The 17,671-nt window shown below is 68.6% G+C and carries 14 protein-coding genes; 6 read left to right on the top strand and 8 right to left on the bottom strand.

Annotated elements, in window-relative coordinates; translation table 11 throughout:
* Positions 1 to 99: 99 nt before the first annotated feature.
* On the top strand, positions 100 to 705 hold the full coding sequence (locus tag ACO6VK_RS03005; protein WP_422505480.1) for an HD-GYP domain-containing protein: 606 nt from the start codon (positions 100 to 102) through the stop codon (positions 703 to 705).
* Positions 706 to 774: 69 nt separating this feature from the next.
* Here ACO6VK_RS03005 and ACO6VK_RS03000 read toward each other — a convergent pair whose 3' ends face one another.
* The 3 genes from ACO6VK_RS03000 to ACO6VK_RS02990 all read right to left on the bottom strand — a co-directional run bounded on the left by ACO6VK_RS03000 (position 775) and on the right by ACO6VK_RS02990 (position 4,965).
* On the bottom strand, positions 775 to 2,874 hold the full coding sequence (locus tag ACO6VK_RS03000) for a M13 family metallopeptidase (protein WP_422505478.1): 2,100 nt from the start codon (positions 2,872 to 2,874) through the stop codon (positions 775 to 777).
* A gap of 237 nt (positions 2,875 to 3,111) precedes the next feature.
* Positions 3,112 to 3,861, bottom strand: a complete 750-nt coding sequence (gene gpmA, locus ACO6VK_RS02995; RefSeq protein ID WP_070426899.1) for a 2,3-diphosphoglycerate-dependent phosphoglycerate mutase — start codon at positions 3,859 to 3,861, stop codon at positions 3,112 to 3,114.
* A 78-nt stretch (positions 3,862 to 3,939) separates the two neighbouring features.
* Positions 3,940 to 4,965: a cation diffusion facilitator family transporter gene (locus ACO6VK_RS02990; RefSeq protein WP_422505476.1), complete on the bottom strand. Its 1,026-nt coding sequence runs from the start codon at positions 4,963 to 4,965 to the stop codon at positions 3,940 to 3,942.
* A gap of 148 nt (positions 4,966 to 5,113) precedes the next feature.
* On the opposite strand from ACO6VK_RS02990, the gene ACO6VK_RS02985 reads away from it, so the two are divergent.
* Entirely contained in the window at positions 5,114 to 6,538 is a 1,425-nt protein-coding gene (locus ACO6VK_RS02985; RefSeq protein ID WP_422505475.1) for a GGDEF domain-containing protein, read from the top strand.
* A gap of 9 nt (positions 6,539 to 6,547) precedes the next feature.
* Here ACO6VK_RS02985 and ACO6VK_RS02980 read toward each other — a convergent pair whose 3' ends face one another.
* The 5 genes from ACO6VK_RS02980 to ACO6VK_RS02960 all read right to left on the bottom strand — a co-directional run bounded on the left by ACO6VK_RS02980 (position 6,548) and on the right by ACO6VK_RS02960 (position 12,033).
* The gene (locus ACO6VK_RS02980; RefSeq protein ID WP_422505473.1) at positions 6,548 to 6,742 is read right to left on the bottom strand and encodes a hypothetical protein; all 195 of its coding nucleotides are present in this window, start codon (positions 6,740 to 6,742) and stop codon (positions 6,548 to 6,550) included.
* Positions 6,743 to 6,951: 209 nt separating this feature from the next.
* Positions 6,952 to 8,661, bottom strand: coding sequence for a LeoA/HP0731 family dynamin-like GTPase (locus ACO6VK_RS02975; RefSeq protein ID WP_422505471.1), 1,710 nt, complete (start codon positions 8,659 to 8,661; stop codon positions 6,952 to 6,954).
* Positions 8,661 to 10,859 (bottom strand): hypothetical protein, encoded by a 2,199-nt coding sequence (locus ACO6VK_RS02970; RefSeq protein WP_422505469.1) that lies wholly within the window; start codon positions 10,857 to 10,859, stop codon positions 8,661 to 8,663. The genes ACO6VK_RS02975 and ACO6VK_RS02970 overlap by 1 nt, the downstream gene beginning before the upstream one ends.
* A gap of 78 nt (positions 10,860 to 10,937) precedes the next feature.
* Positions 10,938 to 11,366, bottom strand: coding sequence for a WYL domain-containing protein (locus tag ACO6VK_RS02965; protein WP_422505467.1), 429 nt, complete (start codon positions 11,364 to 11,366; stop codon positions 10,938 to 10,940).
* Positions 11,257 to 12,033 carry a helix-turn-helix transcriptional regulator gene (locus ACO6VK_RS02960; protein ID WP_422505465.1) on the bottom strand — a complete coding sequence of 259 codons (777 nt, stop codon included), beginning with the start codon at positions 12,031 to 12,033 and terminating at the stop codon, positions 11,257 to 11,259. The genes ACO6VK_RS02965 and ACO6VK_RS02960 overlap by 110 nt, the downstream gene beginning before the upstream one ends.
* Before the next feature lie 268 nt (positions 12,034 to 12,301).
* On the opposite strand from ACO6VK_RS02960, the gene ACO6VK_RS02955 reads away from it, so the two are divergent.
* The 4 genes from ACO6VK_RS02955 (at position 12,302) to ACO6VK_RS02940 (ending at position 17,659) form a co-directional block, all read left to right on the top strand.
* Positions 12,302 to 13,432, top strand: coding sequence for a metallophosphoesterase (locus ACO6VK_RS02955; protein WP_422505463.1), 1,131 nt, complete (start codon positions 12,302 to 12,304; stop codon positions 13,430 to 13,432).
* A 77-nt stretch (positions 13,433 to 13,509) separates the two neighbouring features.
* Positions 13,510 to 13,896: a BlaI/MecI/CopY family transcriptional regulator gene (locus ACO6VK_RS02950; protein WP_422505461.1), complete on the top strand. Its 387-nt coding sequence runs from the start codon at positions 13,510 to 13,512 to the stop codon at positions 13,894 to 13,896.
* Positions 13,893 to 15,374, top strand: a complete 1,482-nt coding sequence (locus ACO6VK_RS02945; RefSeq protein ID WP_422505459.1) for a peptidoglycan DD-metalloendopeptidase family protein — start codon at positions 13,893 to 13,895, stop codon at positions 15,372 to 15,374. The genes ACO6VK_RS02950 and ACO6VK_RS02945 overlap by 4 nt, the downstream gene beginning before the upstream one ends.
* A 119-nt stretch (positions 15,375 to 15,493) precedes the next feature.
* Positions 15,494 to 17,659, top strand: a complete 2,166-nt coding sequence (locus tag ACO6VK_RS02940; RefSeq protein ID WP_422505457.1) for a TonB-dependent receptor plug domain-containing protein — start codon at positions 15,494 to 15,496, stop codon at positions 17,657 to 17,659.
* Positions 17,660 to 17,671: the final 12 nt, after the last annotated feature.

Raw genomic sequence — 17,671 nt, 5'->3', positions numbered from 1 at the left:
CAGGAGATAAACAAAAAAAAAAAAAACCAACCAACCCGAAACACCCCCCCCCCCCCCCCCCCCCCCCCCCCCCCCCCCGGGACCCTTGAAGTCGTGACCGTGACCGATCCCCTCCCCCGCCCCACCGATCACCCCCTCGCCTGCTCCATCGACGCGCTGTCGATGTCGCTGCAGATGCGCGACCCCTACACCCGTTTCCACTGCGACCGCGTCGGCACGATGTGCGAGCAGCTCGGCCGCTACTGCGACCTGGATGCCACCGATCGCGCGCACCTGGCCCTTGCCGCGCGCTTCCACGACATCGGCAAGATCGGCATTCCCGACAACGTCCTGCTGCATCCGGCACGCCTGGACGACGAGCAGCGCGCGATCATGCGCACCCATCCCGAACGCGGCGAACGCATCTTCGCCGCCACCGGGCGCAGCGATGCCCACGCGGTGGCGCGCCTGATCCGTGGCCACCATGAAGCCTACGACGGCAGCGGCTACCCCGATGGCCTGCGTGGAAGCGACATCCCGTTGGGCGCCCGCGTGCTCACCGTCGTCGATGCCTGGGATGCCATGACCAGCGAGCGGCCCTACCGGGATGCGATGGAGCGCAGCCGCGTCATGTTCCTGCTGGAGGATGCCTCCGGCGGCATGATCGACCCGCAGGTGCTGGGCGCATTCCAGGACCTGCTGCGCCGCGAACCGACCCTGGGCTGAGTTCCCTGCGGTCCGCCCACAAAAAACCCGGCGATTGCCGGGTTTTCTGTATCACTCAACCGCGCGCGATCACCAGATCACGACACGCTTGTCGTCGGCACGCACCATGCCGTCGCCGGCCTTGCACGCGAATGCCTGCGCATAGGCGGGCATGTTCGACGGCGCGCCGTTGGCACGGAAGTTCGCCGGGGCGTGCGGATCGGTGTTCAGGCGCACGCGCAGCTCGCCTTCGGTGAAGTTGCGGCGCCACACGGTGGCCCAGTTCATGAAGAAGCGCTGGTCCTGGGTGTGGCCGTCGACCGGCACGTTCACCTTCGGGTCTTCCTTCAGCGCCATCTGCAGCGCGTCATAGGCCACGGTCAGGCCGCCCAGGTCGCCGATGTTCTCGCCCAGGGTCAGCTTGCCCTTCACATTCACGCCCGGCAGCGATTCATAGCCGTCGAACTGCGCAACCAGCTGGTCGGTACGCTGGGTGAAGGCACTGCGGTCGGTATCGGTCCACCAGTTGTCGAAGTTGCCGTTGGCGGCGAACTGGCTGCCCGAATCGTCGTAGCCGTGCATCATCTCGTGGCCGATCACCGCACCGATGCCGCCGTAGTTCAGCGCCGGATCGGCCTTGGCGTCGAAGAACGGCGCCTGCAGGATGGCCGCCGGGAACACGATCTCGTTCTTGGTCGGGTTGTAGTAGGCGTTGACGGTCTGCGGGGTCATGCCCCACTCGGTCTTGTCCACCGGCTTGCCGATCTTGCCCAGCATGAAGCGGTAGTTGAACGCGCGCGCGGCCTGCATGTTGGCCAGGTAGCTGTCGCCGTTGGTCTCCAGGCCCGACCAGTCGCGCCACTTGTCCGGGTAGCCGATCTTCGGGGTGAAGCTGGCCCACTTCTCCAGCGCCTTCTTGCGGGTGTCTTCGCTCATCCACTCCAGCGTCTCCAGGCGCGCCTTCAGCGCCACCGAGAGGTTCTCCACCAGGTGCTGCATCGCCACCTTGGATTCGGCCGGGAACACGGCATCGACGTACAGCTGGCCCAGGCCTTCGCCGATGGCGCCATTGACCGATTCCAGCACGCGCTTCCAGCGCGGCTGCATTTCCTTCTGGCCACGCAGGGTGGTGCCGTAGAAGTCGAAGTTGGCCTTCTCGAAGGCGCTGCTCAGGTAGGGCGCGGCGTCATCGACGGTGTGGAAGCGCAGGTACGCCTGCCAGGTGGCGGCCGGCACGTCGGCCAGCATCTTGTCCACTTCGCCGAAGAAGCCCGGCTGGGCCAGCGAGAACTTCTGCGCGGCCGGCACCTTCAGGGTGTCGAACAGTGCGGTCCAGCTGAAGTTCGGGGTCAGCTTGTCGGCCTCGGCGGCGCTCATCGGGTTGTAGCGCTTGGACGGGTCACGCAGCTCGATGCGCGACAGCGAGGCCTTGGCCAGGCGGGTTTCGAAGTCCAGCACGGCCTTGGCCTGTGCCTTGGCCTGCTCGGCATCGACGCCGGACAGCGTCAGCACCTGGGCGATGTAGGCCACATAGGCGTCGCGGATCTTGGCCTGCGAATCGTCGAAGTAATAGCCCTTTTCCGGCAGGCCGAGGCCACCCTGGCCGACGTACGCGATGACGTTGGCCGAATCCTTGTAGTCCGCATTGCCGAACAGCGAGAACAGCACGCCCTGGCCCTGCGCCTGGCTGTCGCGCAGGTACTGGGCGATGGTGGCGGTGTCCTTCAGCGCGGCGATCTTGTCCAGCTGCGGCTGCAGCGGCGCGATGCCGGCAGCTTCGATCTTGGCCTCGTCCGAACCGGTCTTCCAGATGTCGCCGATCTTGGCTTCTACCGAACCGGCCTTGGCCTGGCTGGCGGCGGCCTGCTGGACCAGCGCGTGCTGCACTTCCAGCGAACGCTCGCGCAGGATTTCGAAGCTGCCCCAGGTGGTCTGGTCGTTCGGCACCGGGTTGGCCTTGAGCCACTTGCTGTTGACGAACCCGTTGAGGTCCGTGCAGGCCGCGATGGTCGGGTCCAGGTCGGCGCTGTTGAGGGAGATCAGCGCGGTCTTGATCTGCGACTGGTCGAAGGCCGGCTTGGCGGCGGCATCGGCCGTGGCCGCAGGGGTGGTTTCGGTTTTGCCGCACGACGCCAGCGACGCGGCGATGGCGAGGGTCAGGCCCAGCGGGACCAGTTTGGACAACTTCATTCGACTCTCCGGCTACGGATGGATGCAACGCCCGGATGGCGGGCAATCACGGAGCGTAGCGCGGGAGGGAAAGCTCGGGACCGGCCAAAGGTCACACCCAGCCAATGCAGCGTGCACAGCCGACCTGATGGTGGGTGCGGACCGTTGGTCCGCACTGGTGTGGCCGCTCATTGCGCCAACAGCAGCCGGGCAGAGCCCGGCTCTACGGGGATCGCGAACCGGGGCGGGCTGGGGGTGTTACTTCGCCTTGCCCTGGTTGGCCACGGCTTCGGCGGCCTTGCGTGCCGCTTCCGGGTCGCCCAGGTAACGGAACGACTGCACGGTGAGGTCGTCGTTGAGCTCGAACAGCAACGGAATGCCAGTCGGGATGTTGAGCTCCAGGATGGCTTCCTGCGAGACGTTGTTGAGGTACTTGTACAGCGCGCGCAGCGAGTTGCCGTGCGCGGTGACCAGCACGGTCTTGCCGTCCTTGAGCTGCGGGGCGATCGAATCGAACCAGTACGGCAGCACGCGGTCCAGCGTGGTCGCCAGCGATTCGGTGCCCGGCAGCGCATTGCGGTCCAGCCCGGCGTAGCGGCGGTCGTGGATCGGATGGCCCGGGTCCTCGATGTCCATCGCCGGCGGCGGGATGTCGTAGGAGCGGCGCCAGATCTTGACCTGGTCCTCGCCATGCTTGGCAGCCGTCTCGGCCTTGTCCAGGCCCTGCAGGCCGCCGTAATGACGCTCGTTCAGGCGCCAGCTCTTGCTGACCGGCAGCCAGTCCTGGTCCAGCTCGGCCAGCGCGCCCTGCAGCGTGTGGATGGCGCGCTTGAGCACCGAGGTGTGCGCCACATCGAACTGCAGGCCTTCCTCGCGCATCAGACGGCCGGCGGCGGCGGCCTCGCGGCGCCCCTGCTCGGTCAGTTCCACGTCCACCCAGCCGGTGAAGCGGTTGTCCAGGTTCCACTGGCTCTGGCCGTGGCGCAACAGTACGAGTTTCCGGGTCACTGCAGTATCTCCGACAGATGGCAAGGCAGGCGGGCATTGTAGCGGCAACCCCGCCCGGCCCGCCTGCGTACGCGGCGGTCAGGGGTGCGGGTGGCCGTGATGGCCCTGCGCGTCCGGGCCGCTGCGGCGGCGCTCGCCCGCGCCGTCGTGGGCATGCGTGCCGTGGTCGTGGTCGTGGCCCTCATGATCGTCGGCATGGGCAGGCCGCGGCGTGCCCACGCTGCAGGCATCCCCGCAGTGGTCGGCTTCGATCTGCAACGTCACATGGTCGATGCCGAAGCCTTCGTGCAGCGCCGCGCCCAGTTCGCGACGCAGGCGGTCCGGGTCCACGCCGGTGCCCATCACCACGTGGGCGGTCAGCGCCGGCGTGCTCGAGGCCAGCGCCCACACATGCAGGTCGTGCACATCCACCACGCCGTCGTGGCTGCCCAGCGCGGTGCGCACCGCTGCCACGTCCATGCCCTTGGGCACGCCTTCCAGCAGAACGTTGATCGCCTCGCGCATCAGCACCCAGGTGCGCGGCAACACCCACAGCCCGATCAGCACCGCCAGGATCGGATCGATCGGCTTCCAGCCGGTCCACTGGATCAGCAGCGCGCCCAGGATCACCGCGACCGAGCCGAGCATGTCGGCCCAGACTTCCAGGTAGGCGCCCTTCACATTGAGGCTCTCGCCGCTGCCGGCACGCAGCAGGCGCATCGAGATCAGGTTGATGACCAGGCCGAACGCGGCGATCACCAGCATGCCGGTGGAGGCGATCTCCTGCGGCGTGCGGAACCTCTCGATCGCCTCGTACAGGATGTAGCCGGCCACCACGAACAGCATGCCGCCGTTGACCATCGCGCCCAGCGCTTCCAGCCGCGCATAGCCGTAGGTGCGCTTGGCATCGGGCGGGCGGCGGCTCAGCCGCACGGCCACCAGCGCGATCATCAGCGCCAGGGTATCGGTGGCCATGTGCGCCGCATCGGACAACAGCGCCAGGCTGTTGGTCCAGAAGGCGCCCGCCACCTCGACCAGCAGGAACGTGGTGGTCAACCCGAGCGCCCACCACAACGGCTTCTCGTGGCGGATTTCGCTGGGCAGGTGATCGTGATCGTGGGCCATGACAGTACCTCCGGAACAATGGGCGCAGGTTAAGCAGGGCGTGCGGCGGAGACTATTACACTTGTGCCAGCGTTCATTCTGTAACTTCATTACAGCTGCGCACGGCCGCTAACGTTCGACGGCCTGTGTGGCGGGAAGAGCAATCATCGTGGATAACGTTCCAAACCTGGACGAGGCCAGCCGACCGCTGGCCGATGCCTGGCAACATACCCTGCAGTCCACCGGCGCGGAGGCCGCGTCGCTGTTGTGCGCCCTGGCCGCCGATTCGCCGCCGGAGCTGTCCCACCACTTCTACGACGTGCTGCTGGAAGACCCGCGCGCCAGCCGGTTCCTGTCGCACGACCAGGTCCGCCTGCGCCTGAAGCCGGCCATGCAGCGCTGGCTCTCCCAACTGCTCACCGCCACCCCGGCCAGCATTCCGGCCCTGGTGGCGGCGCAGCGCGTGATCGGCGATGTGCATGCGCGCGTCGGCATTCCGGTGGATCTGGTCACGCGCGGCGCGCGGGTGCTCAAGCAGCGCCTGTTCGAGCGCATCTGGGCGCAGGCACCGGGCAGCACGGTGGCGTTCGAAGCGATCGCCTGCCTGAGCGCCTCGGTCGACATCGCGCTGGAGGGCATGACCCTGGCGTACACGCACGCGCGCGAGCGCTCCTCGCGCACCGATGCAGCCTACCGCCTGTTCTCGCTGGTGCAGAACGTCAGCACCGAGCGCGAGCGCCAGCGTGCGCTGCTGCTCGACTGGGAAAACGCGCTGCTCTACGCGATCGCCAGCCAGGCCAGCGAGACCGACACCGTTGATCTGGCGCATTCCGAATTCGGTCTGTGGTTCACCCACAAGGGCATTCCCAGTTTCGGTGAAAGCAGCGAGACCGCGCAGGTGGGCGCCCTGATCGCCACCGTGGATGCGCAGCTGCGTGCCGCGCAGGCGCATGCCGACGTAGGCGCGCGCTTCGCCGCCCTGCAGGGCATCCGCGAGCAGCTGGCACGCATCCGCACGCTGATGAGCATGCTGTTCGAACGCATCGGTGAGCTGGATGCGGGCAGCGACGCGCTGACCAATCTGCTCAACCGGCGCTTCCTGCCGACGGTGCTGCGCCGGGAAATCGAACTGGCCAACAGCACCCACACCCCGTTCTCGGTGCTGCTGCTGGACCTGGACCACTTCAAGGCGATCAACGATGCACACGGCCATGACGGCGGCGACCGCGCCCTGCAGCATGTGGCCGCCCTGCTCGGCCAGCTCACCCGCGGCAGCGACTACCTGTTCCGCTACGGCGGCGAGGAGTTCGTGGTGGTGCTGGTGGCCGCCACGGCGGCACAGGCCGAGGTGATCGCCGAGAACCTGCGCAAGCAGATCGCGCAGACCCCGGCGCAGCTCGCCAATGGCCAGGCGCTGGCACTCACCGCCAGCATCGGGGTGGCCGCACACGAGGGTCACCCCGACTACGAACGGTTGATGGCCCGCGCCGATGCCGCCATGTACCAGGCCAAGAAGCGCGGCCGCAACCAGGTCGTGCTGGCCAGTGACGACCTGCCCGAACCGCCCGGCCGCCGCGGACTGCAGCGGGGCTGAGCGGGGCCGTCACCGCGTTCGACGGCGCAGCCAGCGCGACAGCAGGCTGCGCCAGTCGCCCCCCAGGGCAATGACGCTCGACGCGCAGCGGGGACAGCGGCGGACAACGTCCACGCCGTCCAGCAGGCAATCGCTGCGCGGGCGTACCCAGCGGAACCAGCGGCAGGCGGGACAGAGGTAGACGCGGGCGGGAGGACGGATCATGCCGGTACCGATGCGGCGCGGTCAGTCGGACGCCGCTTCATCGCGCACCCGTTCGATCAGCGCCTGGGTCTTGGCGATCACGACCCACAGACCGACCAGGGCAAGGGCATTCTTCAACATGGCGCTTCCTTTACTGCGTTGGAGGAGCCTGTATCGTGGCCCGGTGGCGCGACGATCTGCGTCGCAGCGCCATCGGCCCGCACGCCGCCTCAGTTGGGCAGGCGCTTGAACTCGGCGTCGAGCGCGAGCGCTTCCTCGTTCCACGCCTGGAACTGCAGACGACGCTCCTTGACCACCGCCGTCTCGGCCTGCACGACCTGTACGCTGGCCGCCAGCTCCTGGTAGTCCGGGAACAGCGTGGGGACGGCCTGCTCGCCCTGCAGCATCGTCAGCAGATCGGCGCGCTGATCCTCGAACGAGGTCACCATCGTCGCGATCAGCGTCTGGAAGGCCTGCTCGCGGCGGGCTTCGTTCCAGCTGTCCCAGATCTCGACGGCGGCCCCCACGAACACCAGCGCGCCATTGGCGGCCTTGGCGAACTTGACCGCGCCCCAGGGCTTGAACTTGAGCGCCTTGCCGACGCTGTCCATGCCCAGTGCCTTGGCCGCTCCCACGATGCCGTCGCGCGCCGCCAGGACCGAGCCGTTGTTGATCAGGTTGCCCTTCAGCACGTACTGCAGGCCCTGCTTGCCCATGTCGCGCATCACCGCATTGATGTGGTTGACCTCGGTATCCAGGTCGAGCTGGACCTTGGCCATCTGCAGGTTGACGCCCTTCACGCGCTGCTCGAACTCCTTCTGCAGATGGGTGGACAGCATGATGCCGTCGGCACCGATCTCGCGCTCGTAGAAGTCGTTGAAGGTCTGGCGGTCCACGCCCTTGGCCTGCAGGATCAGCCCGGCGAAGAAGTCGGCAACGAAACCGCGCAGCTCGCCCAGCGTGTCGGAAACATCGCCCTTGGCCTGGACAAGCTGCTGGTTCATGCGAATGGACAGCGCTTCGGTGCGCTGCAGCTCCTCGGCGATGCGCGCATCGTTCTGCCGGGCCACCGGCAGCTGCTTGTCCAGCACGTCGCGGATCACACTGCGGCGGGCTTCTTCCACCAGGGCCACCGCCCCGCCGCTGCGCGCGATGCGCTGCCGGGTTTCCTGCTGCAGCATGGCGATGCGCGACAGCCGATGGTAGGTGTCCAGCTGCGACAGCCAGTGCGGCAGCCCCATGTCGAAGGGATTGGCCGCCACCGCCACGATCGACAGGTCGGCGCGCTCGGCCGCGTCCAGCGCGAGCAGGTCGGTCAGGCGTCCGGCGACGTTGTCGCGCTTGATCGCCAACGCCGCCTGGTAGCTCTGCTCGTCCTCGACATCGGCCACGTCATCGAAGCGGCTCAGCACGAACACCGTGCGCGGCAGCAGGTCCAGCGTGCGGAACAGCCAGTTCAGCTCGTCGCGGTGGCTTTCCTTGACCGGGTTGACCGAGTTCATCACGTACAGCACCAGGTGCGCCTGGCTGACGTAACGCCGGGTGATGTCCTTGTACTTCTCGACCTCATGGGTGTCGGCGCTGATACGGTCCTTGAAGCCGAACAACCCTGGCGTGTCGATCAGCGTGAAGTCGTCGCCGACGTCATAGACCTTCACCTCGTTGGAGGACTCCTGGTGGCTGATCTTCATGCTCGCTTCGTCGAGCTGCTCCAGCCACGCCGCCGCGATGGAGGTCTTGCCTTCGGAGAACCCGCCGATCAGGGCGACCTTGAGCTTCTCGCCGGCGATGCCGTCGCGGACGGCCGCGAGCTTGTCGATCACCGACGGTTCCAGCGCGATGCCCAGCGCGCTGCCGCGCTCAAGGAACTGGATCAACTTGCCCAGCACATCGCTGGCCTGGGACTGCTGCGCCTTGAAGGCGCTCAACGTGGTTTCCATCAGAGGGTTCCTTGTGCGTGGATCCGGGAGGAGAGCTGCTGCAGGTTGCGGGTCGACGCGATCAGCACCTGGTTGAGGTGGTCGACCTCTTCAACGGGCGCGCGCAGGGACGCCTGGATACTGGCAACCACCGTATCCAGTTCGGCAAAGGCCTCGTTCAGACCGTCCTCAAGGCGGCGCTTGAGCTGATCGGCCGCATTGGCGATGTTTTCGTCCACGGTCTTGCGCTGCTGCGTCTGGCGGAAGTCGCTGCTGAAGAATCCACGGATCGCCTTGTAGGCCGAGAACGCCAGCGTCAGCGCGGACGGGATCATCAGCAGCCAGCCCACCGGGGTCCAGAACAGCGCAGCGCCGCCGATCAGCGTGGCGATGAGGCTGCCGATCTGGATGCCGTGATCGATGTTGAACTTCAGGTCGATGCGGCTGCCCAGGCCGCCCACGGACATGCCGCGGCACGCGTCGAGCAGTTCCTCGGCCTGGTGCTGGAACGTCTCGATGATCGAGGCGATATCCTGTTCGAGGCGCTCGCGCTGTGCGGCCATCGCAACGCCGACATCCTCCACGAGCTGGTTCGCTTCCCGCGCCATGCAGTCCTCCAGCACCACGGCGAACACGTCGTTGCCGTGGTCGCCCTCGATGTAGGCGTACATGTGCTCGCGTACGCGCACGGTGTAACGGGCAATGCAGGAGCGGCCCTTGTCGCGCATCCGCGCCCGCATCGATTTCACCGCAAGGCCGATCTGGCGCACGGCGCCGTCGGCGTCCTGGGCCAGGCTGGTGGACAGCGGCTGGAACCGCTCCTGCTGCAGCGTGGCGATGCTTGCGGCAACCGTATCCACCACCTCGCGCGCCTTGTTGAAATTGGACCGCTGGATCTTGGCCTTGCAGTCGTCCACCAGCTCGGTGGTCAGGAACGACTGGAAGTCGGCAAAGCCGCTGCGCTGCCGCAGTTCATCGGCATCCATCCGGTCCAGGAACTTGCGCTGGTTGCGCGCATTGTCCGAGCCGGGCACCAGATGCCGTGCATTGGCCAGGAAGGCGGGATGCGCGCTGACCGTGCGGCTGCCGCGGTACTGGTCAACCAGCACGCTGGCCACACGGCCGTCCAGGTCGGCCAGGCTGGCCTCCTCGTCGTCGCTGGTGAGCCGGGCCGCCTGCAGCTGCATCGGGTTGGTCACGCGCTTGTTGTACAGGGTCCAGACTTCGGTCTGCGGCCCCAGATGGCGCTCGATCTTCTCCAGCGTGCCGGGGCGCCCCGCTTCGCCCTTCTGCGGCGCGGTCGGCTTGCCGGTGACATAGAACACGGCGTGGGCGGTCTGCACCGCGTTGTCGATGTGATCGTGGACCTTGGCCTCGTCGCCTTCGATACCCGGCACGTCCAGCAGCACGAACGACTGTCCGTTGGCTTCAAAGGCAAAGCGCCCGGTGGCGACGGTGAAATCCGAGCGCCCGTCGCCGATGATGCCGCCATCGGCGTAGGCGGCCAGCTGCTGCAGTGCCTTGCCCAGGCCCGCCTGCCGCTGCTCGTCCTCCGACAGCCGCTGCTGCACCTCCGCCAGGCGGGCCTGCTGCGCCTGCCGCGCCGCCTCGCGCTCGCCGTTCACCTCGGCCAGCCGCTGCTGGGCATCGTCCAGGCGGGTGTCCTTCGGCGTACGGCGAAACACGCCCAGCATGCGCGCCCACCAGGAGGGTGCCGGCGCCGCTGCGGCCTCGGCCTGCAAGGCGGCGATGTCGTCCAGCAGCGCGGTCTGGCGCGAGTCGTACTGGATCATGGCCGTCTCCTGCCCGGCCTGCAGCGCCGCCAGCGCGTGCCGCGCCTCGTCGATGCGCGCCTCCAGCGCGGCGATGTCGGCTTCGCTCAGCCCGTGCTCGCGCTGGAACTGGTCGAACGCCTGCTGTGCATCGCGTTTGCTGGCTTCGCCGAGCGCGATCCGCAGCGCTTCGATGAGGGTGGACTTGCCGGCATTGGTCTCGCCATAGAAGGCGATGGTGAAGGCATCCCATTCCGCATTGCGGTCCAGTGCCTGCACCTGCTCGTCGATGCGCTGGCGGAAATCGGCCAGCAGCGCCACCGCGGCGCGGGTATGCGCCTCGAGCTGCGGGTGGGTGGACGGGACGTCGAAGCGGGTGAGAATACCTTCGACGTCGCGTGCGACGTGCCGATAGATATCCGTCGGCGATTGCAGGTCGGTGGTCACGTGACTGTCCTTTTTCATGCGTTGCAGAAGAACCGGGAAAGGGAATGGGAGGCGCCGACCCACGCGGCGCCCGCAGGATCAGCCAGGAACGCCATCCGAACACGCGGCTGCGACAAGCTGCGCCGCAGCGTCGGGCGACAGCCCCTGCAGGGCGCTGCGCAGGTGCTGCAGGCGCAGCGCGTCGGCGAGCGCGGCCGGGGCCAGCACGCGGACGGAAGGTCCCAGGCCCATCAGCCACCAGCGCAGCTGCGAGGTGTCTTCAACGTCGGCATGCAGATGGAAGCCGCCGGTGGCGGCATCGGGCACCAGCACCTGGTCGACCGCCAGTGCCGCCTCGCCAAGATGCTGGCCCAGCGCGGCATCGACCCACAGCGACAGCGCGATCCGTCCGTGCCGTTCAAAGCCCGCCGCCACCTGTGGCAGCGCGGTCTCCAGGGCTGCGGCGTCGCCACTGTCGGCATCGGCGTCCAGCCGTACGGCAGCGGCGATGCGGTGCAGCGCCAGCATGCTGCGCGCGGGTTTGCCGTCGATGCGCGCGACTGCGCGCGGTTTTGCCGTCGATACGCTCAACCAGGTAGGTGATCGGGCCACGCAGCACGATGCCCAGGGGGTGCAGGACGTGCACCCGTGCCTGCGCGCGGCCGCGCGCGAGGTAGTCCACCTGCAGCTGTTGGCCGGCGTACAGCGCCTGGTGCACGGCGAGCAGAACCTGGTCGTCGATGCGGGGCGGGATCAACGGCTGGGTGGCATCCACGCGGGCCACCCGGGTATCCCAGCGCGCGGTCGCCGCGCGCCCCAGGCCCTTGCCCAGGGTGCGCTCGGCCTGCTGGAACAGCGGTTCCAGCTCGCGCCACTGGTGCAGCGGCAGCAGGTCGCGCAGATGGCCACGGGCAGTGAGCAGCACCACCGCCTGGATGGCCGACATGCCCGGCAGCGAGAACGCCTTGGCATCGCGCTGCCAGCTCCAGCCGAACGGCCGCTCGCGCTCGTCGCATTCCAGCGGGAACACGGCCGACAGGGCCTGCAGGTCGCGTTCGACCGAACGCTTGGTGATCGGGTAGTCCGACGCGAGGCGGTCGGCGAGCTCGCCGGCGGTGATCCGCTGGGGGGCGGGCGGCAGCATGTTCAGCAGGGCCCACTGCCGGGCCAACGTTCCTTTCGAATCCTTTCTCAACACCCGCTCCGCTTCGTCCTGAAGATCCGTAGCCGATCGACCACAGCTGCCATCACGCCTTTCACCACCGCGCCCTGCAAGCGCAGGTCACCGCATTGCTATCGGCAGCGGCCGCCGGATATTTAGCCTGCGCGACACGCCGTCGGCAAGCCTGCCGATCGTGGCGTGCGGCAAGGCATGCCGCCGCATGCTGCATGGTCCGGCGCGTCACGGCCGCGTAGCATCGCCGGGCGTCGCGCGTCTGCCCGTACCTGCAAGGAGTTCCCCGATGTCCACCCGTTCCATCCTGTCCTGCGGCCTCCGCGGCCTGCGCATGCTGATGCTGCTGGCACCCCTCACCGTGGCCGCGCGCGAGGTGCCGCCGCCCGCCGACCACGTGGACGCCGATGGTCCGTACGTGTTCACCACCGCTACGGGGCTGGAAGCGCAGTGGGTGTGCAACGACCGCGTGGTGCGCCGCACCCTGCCGGCGCGCAGCGCGGGCACCGTGGTCGCACCGGAATGCGGATATGCCCATCCCCTCACCGTGCAGCCGGCGCAGCCCCCCGCTGCGGCGCGACTGCCGGCCGTGCCGCGCATCGTCGCGCTGTCGGACATCCACGGCCAGTACGGACTGCTGGTCACGCTGCTGCGCGCCCATCATGTGATCGACGCGGCAGACCGCTGGTCGCTCGGCGATGCCACGCTGGTGGTGGCCGGCGATGTGTTTGACCGCGGTCCGCAGGTGACGGAAGCCTTCTGGCTGCTCTACAGCCTGCAGGAACAGGCACGCGAGGCCGGCGGCGCTGTGCATTTCGTGCTCGGCAACCACGAAACGCTGGTGCTCTACGACGACCTGCGCTACATCAACCCGAAATACCTGCGCAGCGCCGCGCTGCTCGGTCGTTCCTATCCCGCGCTGTACGGGGCCGACAGCACGCTCGGCCAGTGGCTGCGCACCCGCCCGGCGCTGCTGCAGATCGGCGACACCCTGTTCCTGCATGGCGGTATCGCACCGGAGAACCTGGACCTGGTCCGCGACATGGCGACCACCAATGCCACCTACCAGGCATCGCTCGGCCTGCCCCGCGACCAGGTCAAGGCGGCGCCGGACAGCGCGCGCCTGTTCGATGGCAAGACCAGCCCGATCTGGTACCGCGGCTACTTCGACGGGCGCATGGATACCGACCAGGTGGCGGCGCTGCTCGCGGCGCTGGACCTGACGCGGATCGTGGTAGGCCACACGTCGATGCCGCACGTGAGCAGCTTCCACGGCGATCGCATCATCGCCATCGACAGCAGCATCAAGGACGGCGAGAACGGCGAACTGCTGTTCATCGAGAACGGTGTGCTCAGCCGTGGCCTGCTCGACGGCAGCCGGGTGCCGCTGGCCGAAGGCACTTTCGCCGAGGACGACTGAGGGCCGGCAGCGGGCCTTGCGGAGCGTGCGACAGTTGTCGCACACTTGCGACATCACTCCCGGATGCCGTGACCGACATGTCCCGACTGCCAACGCCGTCCAATGCCGAGCTGGAACTGCTCAAGTGCCTGTGGCGCACGGGCGCCTGCAGCGCCCGTGAACTGCACAACGGCGTCGCTGCCACCCTGGACTGGTCCTACTCGTCGACGCGCAAAACACTCGAACGCATGGTCGACAAGGGCCTGGTCGCCGAAGCCGCCGAGCACGGACTGAACGTCTACCGGGCCAGGGCCGGCAAAGTCGCCACGCTGGCGGCGCTGAGCAGCGACTTCGCCCGACGTGTGCTCGAAATCGACGGTGCACTGCCGGTGCAGGCCTTCGCCGACAGCCGCCTGCTCAGCGACACCGAACTGACCGAGCTGGAGGCACTGCTGCGCGATCCCGACCAGGACCCGCAGCCATGAGTGTGTCTGCGATGTCGCCGTGGACCCTGCACCTGCTCGGCAGCCTGCTGGGGGCCGGTCTGGCCTGGACACTGGGGATCGCCCTGCACCGCCTGTTGCGGCTTTCCACTGCGGCGCCGCGCTACTGGCTCGGGATCTGGCTGCTTGCGGTGCTGCCACCGTTGCTGGCCGTCGCGCTGGCCACTGCCGCGCCAATGCAGCTCGCCGCACTGCCCGCGCCGCTGGCCCTGCCGATTGCGCTGGACGAGGGGGCCGCTGGCAGCACCGTGGTCCAGGCGCCGATGACCGGGCTGGGGTGGCCGTCGCTGGCCCACGTGGCCCTGGCGGCGTATCTGGCCGTGGCCGCCACACTGTTGCTGCGCCTGGTCGGCGGCATGTACCGTGCGGCCCGGATCGTGCGCCTCGCCACGCCGATCGCAGACACTGCATGGCCAGGTAGGCTCAGTGGCGACACGGCACGGCAGCTCGCCGGCAGGGGCATCGCACTGCGGGCCACCAAGCAGGCCATGACCCCCTTCGCCGTGCGCTGGCCGCGCCCGACGGTGGTGGTGCCGGCCGCTGCGCTGCTGCGGTTCAATGACCGCCAACTGCGCCTGGTGCTGCGCCACGAGGCCGCACATCTGTCGCGTCGCGACCCGCAGCGGGCCGCCGCAATGGCGGTGACCGGCGCGCTGTTGTGGTTCAACCCCTTCGTGCGGCTGATCGCGGCGCGCGTGCAGATGGCCGTCGAGCTGCACTGCGATGCCGAGGCGCTGCAGGGCGACGACGACGCCCGGCGCGATTTCGCCGGCGCCTACCTCCAGGCGCTGCGCCTGGCCGGGCATGGCAGCGCGCCCACTGCGCTGAACGCGCTGACCCACCGTGAGGTGGCCGGCCACCGCCTGCGCATCCTGCACATGCTGCATGGCGATGGTGCGCGCCCGTTGCCGCGCACCGCATGCGCCCTCCTCGGTGCCGGCGCGCTCGCGGCGGGGGCCATGCTGACCCTCGCCCAGGCCGTTGCCGCCACCACACCGGCACAGATCGTCGCCGTGGCCGGGGTTCGCACCGCCCCGGCAACCGGCAGCGCATTGCGCATTCCGCCCCCGCTGCGGTTCGCCGCGCCGCTGGCCGAGGCCAGGATCACCGGCCAGTTCGGCGAGACCGGCGGTATCCGCCAGCGCGCGCATCGCGGCACCGACTTCAGCGCCCGGATCGGCACGCCCGTGCTGGCCCCTGCGGACGGCACCGTGCTCGTCGCCACCGATGCGTATCCCGAGGGACCGCAGTACGGCACGGTCGTGGTACTCGATCACGGCAACGGCTGGCAGACGCTGTTCGCCCACCTCGACGCCACCGACGTGCAGGCAGGCCAGCGGGTGCTCGGCGGCCAGCAGATTGCCCGCAGCGGAAACAGCGGCCGGGTCACCGGGCCGCATCTGCATATGGAGATGCTGCGTCACGGCGAACGTGTCGACCCCCAGCACCACCTGAACTGACCGCCCGCCCCACCCCGCCGTTCACCCATCGCCGCCGTTCGTTTTCGTCTTCCTGGCCGCAGGAGGGAGGGGTAATGCCCACCGTCTGGCTGCGCCGGCCCACCGCACGGACCTCGCCCATGCTCCGTTCCGCCCTTTGCCCGCTCGCCCTGATGCTGCCGTTGTACGCCGTCGTTCCCGCCGGTGCACAGCCTGCACCGTCCGCCGCCCCACCCGCCACGCTGGACACCGTGCAGGTGCAGGCCGCGTCCTACGACGCACGTCGCGACGATACCGCCACGCGGATCGTGATCGGCGCGCAGGAACTGCGCCGGTACGGCGACCCCGCACTGCTCGATGCGCTCAAACGCCTGCCGGGCGTCACCGTCGCCCCGGGCGCACCGGGGCGTTCGGGCACGATTTCCCTGCGTGGACTCGGAAACGGCTACACCCAGATCCTGATCAACGGCCAGCGGGCCCCGCTGGGATTCGATCTGGACGCACTCACCCCGGCGATGGTCGAACGCATCGAGATCCTGCGCGCCCCCACCGCCGACCTGCGCGGCGAAGCGATCGCCGGCACGCTCAACATCGTGCTGGTGGCCGGCGCACGCAAGGACGCCGCTTCACTGACCGCCGCGTGGGGCGTGTCCAACGGGCGCAGCACGCCATCGTTGACCTGGCAGCGCAGCCGCAGTGGCCGGGATCGCAGCAGCACGGTGACCGCCACCGCGTCGCGCCGCGCGTTCCAGGTGGACGAAAGCACCATCGAAGCCGGCCATGACGCTGCCGGCGGAGCCACGCTGCTGCGCGGCAGCCGGCTGCAGGCGCGTGGCGCACGCGAAGCGGTGTCGCTGGCGCCGAGCCTGGACCTGCGCCTGCGCAACGGCGATTCGCTGGCGCTGCAGGCACTGGCCGACGCCAGCCGCTTCCAGCGCGCGGTCGACGTCGACTGGAACACCCTGTTCGGCCCTCCCCTGCAGCACGACCAGTACCGGCAGCAGACGGAGATCGAGGTGGCCCAGCTCGGCGGCAGCGCCACCTGGACGCATGGCCTTGCCGCGGGCGGCAGCGTTGTCGGCAAACTGGCCGTGGGCGGCAATCGCGAGCGCTACCGCTATCGCGAGCAGGGCTACGACGCGGCGGGTACACAGAACCTGGACGACCACACCGACGCCCGTCTGCGCGTGCACAACATCAACAGTACCGGCAGATACGCGCGGCCCGCCCACGGACGGCACGCCGTGGAATTTGGCTGGGAAGCCAGCGTGGACGGGCGTGATGAAACGCGCCTGCAGCGGTTGCTGCCGATCGGCGGCGACGCCGGCAGTACCAGCGATCTTTCCTTCCACGCCCGGGTACGCCGGCTTGCACTCTACGGCCAGGACGAGATGCAGCTCAGCCCACGCTGGTCGCTGTACCTTGGCCTGCGCTGGGAGCACATCGACACGCGCAGCGTCGGCAGCGGCTTTGCCGTCGTCCAGCAACGCGACCAGGTGCTGTCGCCCGTACTGCAGTCACTCTGGAAGGTACCCGGCCGTGACGACCAGCTGCGGGTCGCAGTGAGCCGCACCTACAAGTCGCCAACGCTCGCCTCGCTGATCCCGCGCCCGTACACCTCGACCAACAACCGCCCGTTGAATCCGGATGAGCAGGGCAACCCCGCACTGCGCCCGGAGCTGGCCACCGGCGTGGACATCGCTTATGAGATCCAGGGCCGGGAGGGCACCCAGCTCAGTCTGGGCGCCTATGCGCGCCGCATCCGCAACGTGGTGCGCACCGAGACCACGCTGATCGATGGACGCTGGGTCGCTTCGCCCCGCAATGGCGGCGATGCCACCAGCCGGGGCCTGGAAATGGATGCGCAGGTTGCACTGGCACGCTGGATCGACGCCGCGCCGCAGGTGACGCTGCGCGCCAATGCCACCCGCAACTGGTCGCAGGTGCAGGACGTGCCGGGGCCGGACAACCGGCTGGACGAACAACTGCGCTTCACCGGCACGGTGGGCGCCGACTACCGGATCGACCTGCGCTGGACCACCGGGATCAGCTACACCTGGCGCAATGGCGGCCCCACGCGGATCAACGCCGCGCAGATCGACACGACCGCCGATGGACGCGACCTGGACCTGTACGTGCTGTGGACGCTGTCGGCACGCAGCAAGCTGCGTCTGAGCGCCAACAATCTGCTGCAGCGCGATCTGGTGTCCGGGCAGGAACTGCGGGATGCGCAGGGCCGGCAAGTGCTGGAACGGCGCCGCAGCGGTGCCCCGCTGTGGCGGTTGCAGTGGGAACGACAGCTCTGACCGGGCGTTGCC

The sequence above is a fragment of the Stenotrophomonas sp. GZD-301 genome, from assembly GCF_049310345.1.
In the GTDB taxonomy this organism is placed as follows: Bacteria; Pseudomonadota; Gammaproteobacteria; order Xanthomonadales; family Xanthomonadaceae; genus Stenotrophomonas.
Note: the sequence above shows the minus strand (reverse complement) of the source record. Positions and strands in the feature narration are given on the sequence as shown.